Raw genomic sequence first — 14,523 nt, forward strand, 5'->3', positions numbered from 1 at the left:
CCTTCGCGGGCCTAGCCGAACAGTTCCGCGTGCAGCGAGAACGCCGTGGCGATCTCGGCCTGCGCCCAGAACCGGTGGTAGGTGAAGGTCGGCGCGGGCCCGCCGTTCAGGTAGGTCTGAACCTTGGGCCAATCCGGGTCGTTGCGGTAGAACGAGCGGATCGACAGGAACGTCGCGCTGCTGTTGATGATGTCGCCGTTGGGCATGTCACCCGTCCAGCCCGGCGGGACGTAGACGCCCTCACCGGTGCTCGACACGTACGGGTCGTCGAACCGGTTGTAGTCCTTGCGCTCCTCCGGCACGGCGATGCCCTTGGCGTCCCGGTGCGCGAGCATCGCGTTCAGCAGGCCCTCGCCCGCGGTGCGGGCGGCGGCGTTGCCGGACTCGGCCGCGTAGTTCAGCAGCGTCTTGGCGTAGGAGGCCGCGACACCGACGTCCTGGCTGTGGTTGAGCACCCGCACCCGCAGGTTCGCGTTCGCGCCCGGCGAGGTCGGGTTCCAGTTGTCCGGCGCACCGGTCCACTCCAGGTCGTTCGGGATCTGGAACGCGCCGCCGGTGCCGACGGTGGTGTTGGCCAGCGCCCACGGGACCCACTTGTCGAGGATCTTCTTGGCGCGCGGGTCACCGGTCATCTGGTACAGCGAGGCGGTGCGCTCCATCTGCCACACCTGGAAGCCGAACCAGCGGTTCGACGGCGGGTCCCGCCACACCGGGTGGGCGTCGTAGAACATGCCGTAGAACGTCGGCGTGCCCGCCGGTGGCGTGCCGTAGTGGCCCTCCCAGGTGTTGGTGACACCGCCCGCGATGCCGCCGTCGGCGGACTGCAGCCACTGGAGCACCTCGAGCTGGCGGTCCAGCGACTTCGCCCAGTCCTGCTGGCCGGTGGCCGACTTCGGCTTCAGCGCGGGCACCTGCGCCAGCGCGTAAGCCGCGAGCGGGTTCTGGTAGCCCTGGTGCGACGCGCCGTCACCGATGCGCCACGCCCAGCCGGCGGACGTGTCCGTCGCGCCGCCCCAGGCGTAGTACCAGGACATCAGGTAGTGCGCGCTGTCCTTGCCGGTCCCGCCGGGGCAGGTCTGCGCGTTGGTGCAGTTGCCGATGCGCTTGAAGTACTTGTCGAACATGGCGTAGCGCAGGTAGTCGCCCATCTTGGCGGCCTTGTCGAGCTCCGGCGCGATCTCCGCGCCCTTGCCCTGCGCGGTCGCCCACTGCTGGGCCAGCAGCGCCACCTGCACCGCGCGCGCGTCGGCGTCCGGGGCGTTGGTGTACTTCCACTGCTTGGCGTAGGAGGCGTCCTTGGTGAACAGGTCGAGGAAGCCGTTGGGGCCGCCGTGCGCGAAGGTGTCGCACGAGGGCTGCGGGATGGTCTCCCACACCGACTCCGACGAACCGCGCTGGTAGGTGTTGATGTACGCGGGCGCGGTGTTGGTGCCGTCGCCGCAGCGGCCGAAGCCGTAGGTGTTGTCGACGTCGAGCAGCCAGTGCATGCCGTAGATGTCCGACGTGCCGTAGGCCGTCTTCAGCTCGTTGGCGATCGGGTCGGAGCCGACCGGCACGTTGCCGTCCAGCACCGACGGGTACTGGTCCATGCGCGGGTGCTCGGGCGCGTAGGTCGCCGGGTCGGCCGGGTTGTACTTGTCGTTGGTCGGCTGGTCCGCCTTGGCCGGGATGATGTACTTCTCCATCGAGGCCCACGCGGACTTGAACGACGCCCAGTTGCCGGTGATCCGGCCGTAGCTGGCCTCCAGCCACAGGTAGTAGCTGAACGCCTCGGACGTCGTCTGGTGGCCGTGGTCGGGCGCCTCGACCATCAGCGTCTCGACCGAGTGGTAGGGCACCTTCAGACCGTCGGAGAAGGTCCGGAAGTAGCCGCTGGCCGGGTCGTGGATCTTGTTGTACTGGTCCAGGAACGCCTGGGTGAAGTCCGACGAGCCCTTGGCGATCTCGGTCACCGTGGCGGTGGCCGAGGTGACGCCGGCGGCGCTCGCGGTGAACGTCGCGGTGCCCAGGTCGCCGCCGTTGTCCGCGGAGGTGACGGTGACGTTCTGCTTGGTGGACCAGTTGGTCGGGGTGAACGTCAGCGACACCGGGGAGGCGGTGAGGTCCGCGCTGCCGGTGCGGGAGATCGTCACGGTGACGTTCGACGTGGGCGCGGTGGCCAGCGAGACGCCGAAGGTGCCCGTGCCGCCCTGCCGGACGTTCAGCGTGGGCGGGCTGATCTGGATCGCCTGCCCGGCCAGCACGCGCACGCCGACGGCCGTCGACGCCCTGACCCCGCCCTTGTTGTCGGTGGCGCGGGCGACGATCGAGTGCTCGCCGACCGCCGCGCCGGTCCAGGACCCGGTGTACGGGGCGCTGGTGTCGGTCGCGACGACCGCGCCGTCGGCCAGGAAGTCGACCTTGGTGACGGTGCCGTCGCTGTCACTGGCGTTGGCCGCCAGCGGGATCGCCTGGCCGGACTGGAAGGTCTGGCCGGACGTGGGCGCGGTCAGCGACACGGTCGGCAGGACGTTCGGGCCCGTGCAGGGGGTCCCGTTGATCGCGAAGTCCTCGGGCGCGCGGTTCTGGCCGGTCCAGCTGCCGTTGAACCCGACGGTGTGCTGGGCGCCCGTCGCCAGGTTCGGCGCCCAGGACGGCGCGGCGACGGTCACCACGTTGCCGCTCTGGGTGAACGTGCCGCTCCAGCCTTGCTGCACGCGCTGGCCGTCCGGGAAGGTCCACGTGAGGCGCCAGTTGTTCACCGGGTCGCCCTGGTTGTTGATGGCGACACTGGCGCCGAAGCCGCCCTGCCACTGGTTGGTCACCTTGTACTCGACCGTGCACGTGACCGCGGCGTGCGCGGCCGGTGCCACGAGCGGCATCATGCCTGCGGCGGTCGCCGCCGCCGCGATCAGCGCGAGCGGTCGACTGCGCGACCGTCCGGCTCTGGTGCGGTACCTCATGCGTCCTCCTCCTGCACGGATCAGCCGTTGACCCGCGAGTCTTGAAAGGGCGGTGAAGTGGAATCGGCACGGGACGCCTGGGCGCGCAGAACGCCCCGTGCCGAGGCCTTGGGCTAGGGCTCGGTGCCCCAGACGAGGGCGCCGCCGCTGTGCGCGGTGACGCGGTCGAAGTCGGTCAGGGTCGCGCTGACCCGGTAGCTGTGGTCGTTGGTCTGGTCGAACTGCGACCAGTCGGACTTGGCCACCCGCAACTGGATGTCACCGGTCTGCGCGCCGGGGTTGAGCGTCCTGGCGGCGAAGGTGACCTGGAGGTAGGCGTCCGCGCCGGGCCGCGCGGTGGGCAGCTTGACCACCGTGGCGCGGACGTTGGCGCAGCCGACCACCGCCCAGTCGCACCAGACCTGGTAGTTCGCGTTGGTGGCGTCGCCGGTGAACCAGTACCGCAGGGTGACGGTGTCCAGGCTCGCGGCGGTGGTGCCGCGGTTGACCAGGTTGAGGGTGGCGCCGATCTGGTTCGCGGTCGCGCCGCCGTTGCCGCGGTGCTGGGCGACCAGGCCGCCGGTGGTGCCGCCGGCCTTGGTGCGGAAGGAGACCGGGGTGCTCGCCGCGGAGACGTTGCCCGAGGTGTCCTTGGCGCGCACCGAGAACGTGTAGGCCGTGTCCGGGGTGAGGCCGGTGAGCAGGTGGGTGGTGGTGCTCGCGGTGGCGGCCGTGGTGCCGTCCGCGCGCAGGACGTCGTAGCCCGCCACGCCGACGTTGTCGGTGGCGGCGGTCCACGTCAGCGTGGCGCTGGAACCGGTGACGTTGCCGGCGGTCAGTCCACTGGGGACGGTCGGGGCCTCGCGGTCGGCCGGGACCTCACCGGGTTCCTTGCCCCACTGGACGACGCCGTTCTCGCGCAGCACCAGGCGGTCGGTCTGCACGACGGTGTTGCCCGAGCCCAGGCCGGTGTAGGACCAGTCGTTGGTCGGGTCCCAGGTGCCCGCGCTGGTGATGCGGAACTGCACCTCGTGCCGGTGCGCGGACTGGCCGCCCGGGTAGACGTCCGGGCAGGGGATGTCGACGTAGAAGACGTTGCCGCTGAACCGGGTCGGACCGCTCGCGGTGCCGCACTGGTTGTAGTTCGTGGTGACCGTGATCTGCTCGGGCGTGGTGGCGCCGTCGAGGGTGAAGTAGTAGCGCAGCGAGCCGTTGAACGTGCGGGCGGGCCACGCGGACTTGTTGAGGATGAACGCCTTCACCTCGGTGAACTGCGCCGCCGACTGGTTGACCGACGCCTGCACGGTCAGCTCGGGGCCGTCGGGGGTCTCGGCGACCGGGAAGTTGGCCAGGGGCGTGCCGCCGTACTCCTTGTAGAGCCGGGCGAGCGCGCCGGTGAAGGCCGCGTTGTAGTCCAGCGCGACCTCGTTGGCCACGTAGTCCTGGCGGTTGTCGGTGTACTTGTCGTCGTTGGTGCTCGGGCCGCCGACCAGCGCGCCGTACAGGACGTGCCGGTTGGTGACGGGCTCCTGGATGCTGTCGGCCCACGCGCCGTGCGCGGTGCGGTGGTGCGGGTTGCGCGGCGGGTTGGCGCCGAAACCGACGACGTAGCTGGAGTTTCGGGGGTTGTCGCCCAGCGCGTAGTTGATCTGCTTGACGCCGAAGTCGTGGTAGGTGGTGGCGCGGGCGGCGTCGGTGGCGCGCAGCCAGTCGCTGTAGACCAGGGCGACGAACGCCGTGTTGGCCGCGTACCGCAGCGAACCCCAGGTGTCGAGCACGGCCTGGCCGCCGGGCGAGTAGCGGATGCGGTTGCCGTTGTAGCCGGTGGTCCAGTAGTCCAGCCAGCGGTTGGCGTCGGCGACGTACTCCGCCTCGCCGGTCAGCTTGGCCATCAGGGCGTAGGCGCCGTAGGACTTGTCGTCCCACGCGATGGTCCACTTGTAGGACCGCGTGGTGCTCTGCGGTTCGGTGGACAGCTTCGGGTACTCGGCCTTGGCCTTGGTCAGGTAGGCGGCGTCGCCGGTCGCGCGGTAGAGCCAGATCGCGCCCCACACCAGCTCGTCCTGGTAGCCGCTCCACGAGTTGTAGAAGCTCGCCGCGTCGGTGATGCAGGAGCTGTACTTGCCGCGGTAGGTGTCGGCGAAGGTGTAGAGCTGCTTGGCGTGGGTCAGCAGCGTCGCGGCGTAGGCCGGGTCGGTCGGCTTGAACACCATGGAGGACGCGGCGAGCGCGGCGGCGTACTCGCCGGCGAGGTCCGAGCCGGGGCAGGAGGCGTCCACTTTGTACGCCGGGCGCGCCATCCGCATCACCTCGGCGGGGCCCCACCAGGCGTGGTCGGGGTTGCCCGCGCCGACCTGGCCGTAGACCACGTTCGGGGAGGGGTGCGCCTTGACGATCCAGTCGGTGCCCCACTTGAGGTTGGACATCAGGTGGCGCAGCTGGCCGGAACCCTCGTAGGCGTCGCGGTTCTCCACCGCGCCCCAGGCGAGCATCGTCATGGAGGCGCCGAACGGCAGGCCGAACTTCACGTGGTCGCCCGCGTCGTAGAACCCGCCGGTGAGGTCGAGGCCGACGTCCGCGCCGTCGCGCATCGCCGAGTCGCCGCGCCAGTTCACGCGGTTGTCCGCGGGCAGGTCGCCGGAGCGTTGGGCGTCGTAGAACCAGATCGACTTCTGGAGCGCCTCGCCGTAGTTGAACGCGGGCGCGGCCGTCGCCGGGGACTGGGGTGCGGTGAGCGTCAGCGCGCCGACCAGCACCGCGAGCGTGCCGGCCGCCGCACCGGACATGCGTCGTCGCATGCGGTGCCTCCATGCAGCAGGGGATTCTGGGAGCGCTCCCAGTGCGGGACTGTAACGGCAACGCAACACCGTGAAAAGAGGTCGATCCGCAACCACCCGGACCGGTACGCCAGATGCCCCTGCCAGAACTGGACCGAATGCCGCAATTCTCGAATTGAGCCCCTTGGCCGTTCGATCGGTGCCAGTGTTACCGGAATGGAGCAATCGAGCCCGGAATCGCCTACTCAGCGTGCTCCCGAGTCTCCGACAGGCCGACGTGACGGCGTTTCACCGTCTATTCGATGCGATTCGATCCACTGAACGTGAAATCGATCAACGATGTGCGGCCGACGCTCGCAGCGGGTTGCCCCTTTTGCCGATGGGTTCGGAATGGTTACAGTGCCGCCGACTGGGAGCGCTCCCAACACGGGTGGTCCCACCGACATCGGCGTCGGCGAGAGGGAAGGCGATGAGGAAAGGCAAGGCGGCGATCGCGGGCGCGCTGGCCGGCACCCTGGTGGCGGGCGCGGCGGTCCTGGCGCTCGGCGGCGGCGCACCCGCGGCGCACGCGGCCGACTCGGCGTTCTACGTGGACCCGAACACCGGCGCGGCCCGGTGGGTGGCGGCCAACCCCGGCGACTCCCGCACGCCGGTGATCCGCGACCGGATCGCGTCGGTCCCCCAGGCGCGCTGGTGGACCACGTCCAACACCTCGACCGTCCGCGCGGAGGTGGACGCCTTCGTCGGCGCGGCCGCGGCGGCGGGCAAGATCCCGATCCTCGTCGTCTACAACATCCCCAACCGCGACTGCGGCGGCGCCAGCGGCGGCGGTGCCCGTTCGCACGCCGAGTACCGGGCGTGGGTGGACCAGGTGGCGGCCGGTCTGGGCGGGCGGCGCGCGTCGATCGTGCTGGAACCGGACGTGCTGCCGATCATGACCAACTGCCAGTCCGCCGACCAGCAGAACGAGACGCGGGCGTCCATGGCGTACGCGGGCAAGAAGCTCAAGGCGGGCTCGTCGCAGGCCAAGGTCTACTTCGACATCGGCCACTCGGGCTGGCTGTCGGCGGCCGAGGCCGCGTCGCGCCTGCGCAGCGCGGACATCTTCAACAGCGCCGACGGCATCTCGCTGAACGTCTCGAACTACCGCTACACCAGCACGGAGACCAGCTACGCCCACAACATCCTGAACAACCTGGGCGACTCGCGCCTCAAGGCCGTGATCGACACCAGCCGCAACGGCAACGGTCCGGCGGGCAGCGAGTGGTGCGACCCGCCCGGTCGCGCCATCGGCACCCCCAGCACCACCAACACCGGCGACGCCCGCATCGACGCCTACCTGTGGGTCAAGCTGCCGGGCGAGGCGGACGGCTGCATCGCCGGCGCGGGACAGTTCGTCCCGCAACGCGCCTACGAACTGGCCATCGCCGCAGGCCCGACGTCAACCACCACTACTACAACCACCAGTACTTCCACGACCACGCCCCAGCCCGGCAACGGGTGCGCGGTGCGGCACCGCGTGGTGAGCGCGTGGTCGGGCGGTTACACCGGGGAGATCGTGATCGAGAACCGGGGGGCGCCGATCGACGGCTGGACCCTGGCCTTCTCCGCGCCCGGCGTGACCGTCACCCAGGGCTGGAACGGGACGTGGACCGACACCGGCGACGTGGTCCGGGTCGTCAACGCGTCCTGGAACGGCAAGCTCGGCACCGGTGGAACCGCGACCATCGGCTACAGCGCGAGCTTCTCCGGAGCCACCCCGCCGTTCTCGTCTCCCACCTTGAACGGCGCGGCCTGCTCCTGACGGCCGTTCCCAGCCCTGCGGCTCCCCGTGCCCCGGTGATGGCAGTCCCGGCACGGGGAGCCGCCTCCGTCTTATCCTGGTCACATGACCCCAGACGAGGCGGCCACCGTCCTGACCGCCCCCGACTCCTCCCCCGAGGACCGCTACCAGGCCCACGCGGACCTGACCGCGGCGGCGGCCGGCGGCGACCCGGAAGCCCAGGCCACGCTCCAGTGGCTCCGCTGGAACCGCTCCGGCCGCTCAGCCTGCGACGTCGACTAGCGCATGCCCCACAATGGGCAGGTGCCGACGACCTGCCCCTGTGGCCTGGGCGAGCCCTACGAAACGTGCTGCGGCCCGTTCCACGCGGGCGCCAAGACCGCCCCCACCGCCGAAGCCCTGATGCGCTCCCGCTTCACCGCCTTCGCCCTCCGGAACGAGGCCTACCTCCTCCAAACCTGGCACCCCACCACCAGGCCCAAGCGGATCGACTTCGACCCGGACCAGCACTGGACCCACCTGAAGATCCACCACCGGACCGAAGGCACCCCGTTCCACACCACCGGCACCGTGGAGTTCACCGCCCACTACCGCTACCGCGGCGACCCCCAGGAACTCCACGAGAACAGCCACTTCGTCCGCGAAAACAACCGCTGGCTCTACGTCAACCCCGCCTAGCCCCCGCACACCCCACGACCCGCCGGCTGCTTTCGCGCCTTAGGCGCTGCTTTTGCTCGGGCTATCAGCACAGGAAGGGCCTCGGTGGCCTGCCGCGCGGCGAGCGCCGCTTTTGATCTTTCAAGCTTTGATCTTGAGAGCGCGCCAGCGCGTCCGCTTGAGAGCGCGAAGCGCCTCCCAAAGCGCTCGAACGCTTGAAAGCTTGAAGCTAGCGCGGAACGTTCTGCGACCCCCGAACCCCGGTCTCACTCCCGCGCGGCAAAGTGCAACTCGCCTCGGTGTTCAGCCCACCCACCGAAGTGTCCAGCCCACCCTTCTTCGCCGTGCCCTCATACCCCGCATGGCAAGGCGCGGGCTCGAAAAACGTCAAAGCCAGCCCGAACGAAGCCTGCCCACCCCGCACCGTCGAGGCCCCCACGCTCACCACATCCGGCACGGTCACCAACACCTGCTCCAACTGCCCCTGCCGAGTCACCATCACGTCCGCAGTGGTCAACAGGTTCGCCAGCACGATCCCCAGATTCGGCCCCGACTCGCGCAACAACGCGCTCACCTCCGCCGCCGCCCCCGGCGCGGAAGCGATCAACCGCCGCAAATCCCCATCCGCCGCCCGCAACCGCTCCGCCACCAACAACGCCGAATCGGCAAAGGAATTGATCGCCGCCGAATGATCCAGCTGGGTCTGCAACACGACCAGCGAATCGTTCAACAACCGGGTCGTCTGCGGCAGGTGCTGCCCAGCCGTCTCGGTGAACTCCCTGGTCGCGTCCAGCAGCACCTGCAAGTCCGGCCCGGTCCCCCGCAGCGCGCTGTCCAGCTCGTCCACCACGGTCTGCAACGACTCGATCGGCACCGACCGCGCCAAGTCGTCCAAGCTGGTCAACACCTGCTCCACGGGCAGCGGCAACCGGGTCTGCCACTGCGAGATCACCGACCCCTCCCCCAGGAACGGCCCACCGCTCCCCCGAGGCCGCAGGTCGACGTACTGCTCCCCCACCGCCGACCGGTTGGCCACCACGGCCTCCAGGTCCGCCGGGATGGCCGGCGCACCCGCCGCGATCCGCAACTCGACCTCGACCCGCTTGTCCACCAACCGGATCGGCCCGACCCGCCCCACCGGCACACCTCGATAAGTGACCTCACCACCGGTGAACAACCCACCCGTCCGGGCGAGTTCCAGCTTCACCCGGTACCCGTCGTCCACCACCACCAGCCCCGCGTACTTGGCCCCCACATAAGTCACGCCCAGCAACGCGATCACCGCGAACAACACGATCTGCAACCGCATCCGACCCGTGATCATCAACGGCCCCCGGTGTTCAGCGTCAGGTACGAGTTCAGGTAGTCGCCCCTGATCCCGTCGAGCACCGCGTCGGTGAACGGGAACGTCAGCAACAGCTCCAACGACTGCGGCAACGCCTGCCCCGCCTCGGCCAACTTCCGCAACGTCGGCTCCAGCGCGCGAAGATCCGCCACCAGGTCCTCACGGCTCCGGTTCACCGTGTCCACCGCAACACCGGACAGCTCGTGCAGGGTGTTCAGCATGGTCACCAACTGCCCGCGCTGCTCGTTCAGCACCCGCAGCCCCGGCTCCAAGCCGTCCAGCACCTCTGCGATCTCGGACTTCTTGGCCTCCAACGACTTGGCGAACCGGTCCATCCCCTCGATGGCTCGCGTGATTTCACCCTTGTGCTCGTCCAACGCACCCACAAATGTGTCCATAGTGGACAAGAGCGACTTCACCGCGGTCTCGTTGCCGTCCAACGCCGCGCTCAGCTCCCGCGAGATGTCCTGGATCTGCGATATCCCGCCACCGTTCAGCAGCATGGACAGCGCCCCGAACACCTCCTCCACCTCGGGGTTGCGGTTGGTGCGGGACAGGGGGATCACCGCACCATCCACCAACGGCGACGCCGACGACGCTTCCGGCCTGTCCAGCTCCACGAACTTCTCCCCCAGCAAGCTCGACTGCCGCAGCCGCGCCAGGGCGTTGGCCGGCAACCTCACATCCCCGCGCACAGCCAAGTGCACCAACGCCATCGACCCGTCCTCGGACAGTTCGACCCGCTCCACCTTGCCCACCGGCACGTCGTCCACCTTCACGCCGGCGTGCGGCACAAGGTCAAGAACGTCGTCGAACTCCACCACCACCCGGTACGGCCGATCGCCCAGATCGGCACCGCCGGGCAACGGCAGGTCGTACGCGCTGGGGATCGCCGAGCACCCGGTCAGCACGAACACCAGCAGCACAGCCACGAACCTCATCTGGTCCCCCCGGGCACGCTGAGCAGGTCGGCGACGAACTCGTTGAGGTTGGCCCGCGCGTTGAGCGTCCCGGTCGCGGGGTCGTAGGCGTTGACCACGTTGTGCAGCGCCACCGGGGCCACGTCCAGCACCTCGGCCAGCGACTTCTGCTGGTTCACCAGGGTCCCGGTGATCCCGGCCAGGTCGTCCAAAGTGGACTTCACTCGGCCCCGGTTGTCCCGCACGAACCCGCGCACCTGCTCCAACGCCGTGGCCAGCTCACCCAAAGCCGCACCCAGGTCATCCCGCTCGGCGGCGAAGAACCCCGAGACATCGGCCAACTGCTCGGCCAACTTGCCCACCTGATCGTCGTTGGCGGCCAACATGCTGGTGAACTCTTGAAGGTGATCCACAGTCCCGAACAGATCTTCCCGCGACCCGGACAGAGTGCGCGCCGCGTCCGCCAACTGCCGGATCGACTCGCCCAACGAAGACCCGGCCCCGTCCAGGTTCGCCGCCCCTGTCTTCAACAGGTCCGACAGCGCACCCTCCTTGTTGGCGCCCTCGGGCCCCAACGCGGTCAACAAGGTGTCCAGGCTCTTATAAAGATCATCCAGCTCGACCGTGCCCGCCGTGCGGATGGTGGTGATCACCGCGCCGGACGCCATCTTGTCCCCGCCCGTGTAGACGGGGGCGAGCTGCACGTACCGGTCGGCCACGATGTTGGGCGACACGACGACGGCCCGCGCGTCGGCCGGCACGTCGACGTCGTGGTCGATGGCCAGCTCCACCCGCACCGAGCCGCCCTCGGGCACCACGCCGACGACCTGGCCGACCTTCACCCCCAGCACCCGCACGTCCGACCCCTCGTACACGCCCACCGCGGCGGTGAAGTACGCGGTCACGTGCTTGGCCGCGGGGCGCAGGAAGATCCACCACACCGCGACAACAGCGACCAGCACCAACACCAACCCCTGTGCCAGCGCCGCGAACAGCCTGCGCCGCCCCTGCGTCCGGACGAACATCAGCGACCCCCGGGGGTGCAGTCGCGGCGACCGCCGGGTTGGGCGACCAGACCGCAGATGTAGGTGTCGACCCACTGCCCGTTGCCCAGCGAGTTGTTGAGCAGCCGGTAGTACGGGCCGGCCAGCGCGAGCCCGCGGTCGAGGTTCTCCTGGTTGCGCCGCAGCACGTCGGTGACCTTCTCCAGCTGCTCCAGCGCCGGGCCGAGCTGCTGCTGGTTGTCCTGCACCAGGCCCGCCAGTTGCCGGGACAGCTCGCGCGTGCCGTCCAGCAGCGCGGCGATGGCCTGGCGGCGGTGCCCGATCTCCTCCAGCAGCTTCACGCCGTCGGTGATGAGCGCGGCGAAGTCGTTGGTGCGGTCGGCGAGCGCGCCGCTGATCTTGTTGGCGCCGCTGACCAGGTCGGCCAACTGCTCGTCGCGCGAGGAGATCGTCTTGGACAGCGCGGACAGCCCGTCCAGCGCCTGCTTCACGTGCTGCGGCGAGTCGCGGAAGGTGTCGGACAGGACCCGGAAGCTCTGCGCGAGCTGGTCGGTGTCGATCTTGCTGATGGTGTCGGAGAGCCCGCTGAACGCCTCGATCACGTCGTAGGGGGAGGTGGTGCGCTCCACCGGGATCGGGGTGTCGGGGTCGAGCTTGTCGCGGCCCTCGGAGTCGAGTGCGAGGAACTTCTGGCCCAGCAGCGTCTTGATGCGGATGTCGGCGCGGCTGCGGTCGCCCAGTTCGAGGCCCTTCACGCGGAAGGTCACGCGCACCTTGCCGTCGTGCAGCCGCACGTCGGTCACCTGCCCGACCTTCATGCCGGAGACCCGGACCTCGTCGTCCTGGCGCAGCCCGGCGGACTCCTTGAAGTGGGCCTCGTACCGGGTGCCGCCGCCGAAGAACGGCACGTCCTCGATGAAGAAGGCGAGCAGCGAGGTGATCGCGATGAACGCGAGCCCCACCGCGCCGAGCAGGACCGGACGCCGGGTCATCGGTGGCACCTCTGTTCGGTGACGGGCAGCCCGACCGGTGGTCCGCCCGGCGCGGGTTTGGCGTCCGAGGACGCCATGCACAGGTAGAAGTTCAGCCAGGAGCCGTAGGAGGAGACGCGGCCGATGGCCTCGAACTTCACCGGCAGGTTGCGCACGAACGGCTCCAGCTCGGGCGCGTTGCCCAGGTTGCCCGCCAGCACGCCCAACGCGGCGATGTCGTCCTTCAACGGCTGTCGCCCCTGCTCCAGCAGGGAGGCCGTGCTCTCGCTCAACCCGGCCAGGCCGGTGATGGCGTTGCCGATGGGTTGGCGGTCGGCGGCGAACCCGGACACCAGTTGGCGCATGGACGTCAGCAGGGTGCCGAACCGGTCGTCGCGTGAGTTCACCGTCTCCAGCACGGCGTTGAGGTTCTCGACCACCTTGCCGATCACGTCGTCCTTGGCGGCCAACGTGCTGGTCAGCGAGGCGGTGTGGGCGAGCAGGCTCTCCACGGTGCCGCCCTCGCCTTGCAGCACCTGGATGATCTCGTGGGACAGCTTGTTGACGTCGTCCGGGTTCAGCGCTTGGAACAGCGGCTTGAAGCCGTTGAACAGCATGGTCAGGTCGAGCGCGGGCTTGGTGCGCTCCACCGGGATCAGGCCGCCCTCGGGCAGGCGGTCGGCGATGCGGCCGGCGGGCTGCTCCAGCGCGATGTACCGCTGGCCGACCATGTTGCGGTACTTGATGGTCGCGGTCACGGCGGCAGACAACGAACGGCCGTTGTCCACCGAGAACTCGACGTCCACCAGTTCGTCGTCGACCAGCTTCATTCCTTCGACCTGGCCGACCTTCACCCCGGACATGCGCACGTCGTCACCCTCTGCGACGGCGGTGACGTCGGTGAACCGGGCGGTGTAGGTGGCCGAGCCGCCGCCGTTGCCGCCCGCGATCGTCGAGGCGAGGAACGCCGTGGCCGCCACGGTGACCACCACGAACACCAGGAACTTGGTCAGCGGCGCCGCTATCGACCTCATCGAACCCCCATCAGCAAGCCGGCCCACCCCGGCACCTGGTCCGGCGCGACCGCGTTCACCGGCCCCGCCGGGCAGTGCGGCGTGCCGCCCCGGCGGATGACCGGGTCGTCGCGCCCCGGCACGTACTTCTGCCCCGGCGGCACGACGGTCACGTTCGCGTGCATGCCGGGCTGGTCGGTGCCCTTGCCGAGCACCTGGTCCATCCGCGGGCGCAGGTCGTTGACCGCCACCAGCACGCACGGGAACGACGGCGAGTAGGTGGCGAACAGCTCCAGCGTCGGGCGGCTGCGGTCGGACAGGCCCACGAAGTTCTCGCCGTGGTCCTTGAAGAACGCGGTCAGGTCGGCGGCGGCCGTGGTGAGGCTCGCGTAGACGGCGTCCAGGTCCGCGCGCTGCTGCGCGATGGTGCGGCTGGTCGTGGTCAGCTCTTTCAACGCCTGCACGATGTCCGGGCCCGCGTCGGCGTAGACGCCGGACATGTCGGCGAACTTGGTGATGTCCTGCTTGAGCACCGGTAGTTGCGGGTTCAGCTCGCGCAGGTAGGCGTCCAGCTCGGTGATGGTCTCGCCCAACGTGGCGCCGCGCCCGTCCAGCGCCTGCGCCATCGAGGTCAGCGTGGACGACAGCTTGTCCGGGCGCACCGCCTGCAACGTGGGGAGCAGGTCGTTGAAGACCCGTTCGATCTCGATCGCGCTGGACGTCCGGTCCTGCTCGATCACCGCGCCCCGGCCCAGCGCGCCGGTCGGGTCGTCGGGCAGCTCCAGGCTCACGAACCGCTCGCCGAACAGGGTCTTGGGCAGCAGGCGGGCGGACACGTTGGCCGGGATGCGCCCCACCTCCTCGGGCCACATCGCCAGCTCGACCTCCGCGCCCGAGCCGTGCGACCGGACCGCGCCCACCTGCCCGACCTGGACGCCGAGCAGCTTCACGTCCGAGTCGACCTGGAGCTGGTTGCCGACGTGGTCGGTGCGCAGCAGCACGGTCACCCGGGTGGTGAACACCTTGAGGTAAGCCGCGACGGACAGCCCGCACAGCGCGACGATCAGCGCCACGAAGAGCAGCCCCAGCAGCCGTCGGCGGAATGCCATCGGTTATTCTCCGGGAGGGATTT

11 protein-coding genes are annotated in these 14,523 nt (G+C 69.5%); 3 read left to right on the forward strand and 8 right to left on the reverse strand.

The genetic code is table 11. From position 1 onward, the window contains the following. Positions 1 to 11: 11 nt before the first annotated feature. Entirely contained in the window at positions 12 to 2,942 is a 2,931-nt protein-coding gene (locus RIN75_RS05985; protein WP_309110757.1) for a glycoside hydrolase family 48 protein, read from the reverse strand. A gap of 113 nt (positions 2,943 to 3,055) precedes the next feature. Beyond that, entirely contained in the window at positions 3,056 to 5,719 is a 2,664-nt protein-coding gene (locus tag RIN75_RS05990; RefSeq protein ID WP_309110758.1) for a glycoside hydrolase family 9 protein, read from the reverse strand. Between the two features lie 448 nt (positions 5,720 to 6,167). Here RIN75_RS05990 and RIN75_RS05995 point away from each other — a divergent pair, with 448 nt between their 5' ends. From RIN75_RS05995 to RIN75_RS06005, 3 genes are all read left to right on the forward strand, one after another. Then, the gene (locus tag RIN75_RS05995; protein WP_309110759.1) at positions 6,168 to 7,502 is read left to right on the forward strand and encodes a glycoside hydrolase family 6 protein; all 1,335 of its coding nucleotides are present in this window, start codon (positions 6,168 to 6,170) and stop codon (positions 7,500 to 7,502) included. An 84-nt stretch (positions 7,503 to 7,586) separates the two neighbouring features. Then, entirely contained in the window at positions 7,587 to 7,763 is a 177-nt protein-coding gene (locus tag RIN75_RS06000) for a hypothetical protein (RefSeq protein WP_309110760.1), read from the forward strand. 3 nt (positions 7,764 to 7,766) lie between these two features. After that, positions 7,767 to 8,159 carry a YchJ family protein gene (locus RIN75_RS06005; protein ID WP_375295916.1) on the forward strand — a complete coding sequence of 131 codons (393 nt, stop codon included), beginning with the start codon at positions 7,767 to 7,769 and terminating at the stop codon, positions 8,157 to 8,159. Positions 8,160 to 8,367: 208 nt separating this feature from the next. Here RIN75_RS06005 and RIN75_RS06010 read toward each other — a convergent pair whose 3' ends face one another. From RIN75_RS06010 to RIN75_RS06035, 6 genes are read right to left on the reverse strand one after another with little or no spacing between them, the layout of a single operon-like run. Then, a complete protein-coding gene (locus RIN75_RS06010) occupies positions 8,368 to 9,447 on the reverse strand; it encodes an MlaD family protein (protein WP_309110762.1) in 1,080 nt (359 codons plus the stop codon). Positions 9,448 to 9,461: 14 nt separating this feature from the next. Next, a complete protein-coding gene (locus RIN75_RS06015; protein WP_309110763.1) occupies positions 9,462 to 10,424 on the reverse strand; it encodes an MCE family protein in 963 nt (320 codons plus the stop codon). Next, complete coding sequence (locus tag RIN75_RS06020) at positions 10,421 to 11,428, reverse strand: MCE family protein (protein ID WP_309110764.1); 1,008 nt, start codon at positions 11,426 to 11,428, stop codon at positions 10,421 to 10,423. Before RIN75_RS06020 ends, RIN75_RS06015 begins: the two co-directional genes overlap by 4 nt. Then, the gene (locus RIN75_RS06025) at positions 11,428 to 12,399 is read right to left on the reverse strand and encodes an MCE family protein (protein WP_309110765.1); all 972 of its coding nucleotides are present in this window, start codon (positions 12,397 to 12,399) and stop codon (positions 11,428 to 11,430) included. Before RIN75_RS06025 ends, RIN75_RS06020 begins: the two co-directional genes overlap by 1 nt. Next, complete coding sequence (locus tag RIN75_RS06030; protein WP_309110766.1) at positions 12,396 to 13,412, reverse strand: MCE family protein; 1,017 nt, start codon at positions 13,410 to 13,412, stop codon at positions 12,396 to 12,398. Before RIN75_RS06030 ends, RIN75_RS06025 begins: the two co-directional genes overlap by 4 nt. After that, on the reverse strand, positions 13,409 to 14,500 hold the full coding sequence (locus RIN75_RS06035; protein ID WP_309110767.1) for an MCE family protein: 1,092 nt from the start codon (positions 14,498 to 14,500) through the stop codon (positions 13,409 to 13,411). The genes RIN75_RS06030 and RIN75_RS06035 overlap by 4 nt, the downstream gene beginning before the upstream one ends. Between the last annotated feature and the right edge of the window lie 23 nt (positions 14,501 to 14,523).

The organism is Saccharothrix sp., assembly GCF_031180885.1.
In the GTDB taxonomy this organism is placed as follows: Bacteria; Actinomycetota; Actinomycetes; order Mycobacteriales; family Pseudonocardiaceae; genus Actinosynnema.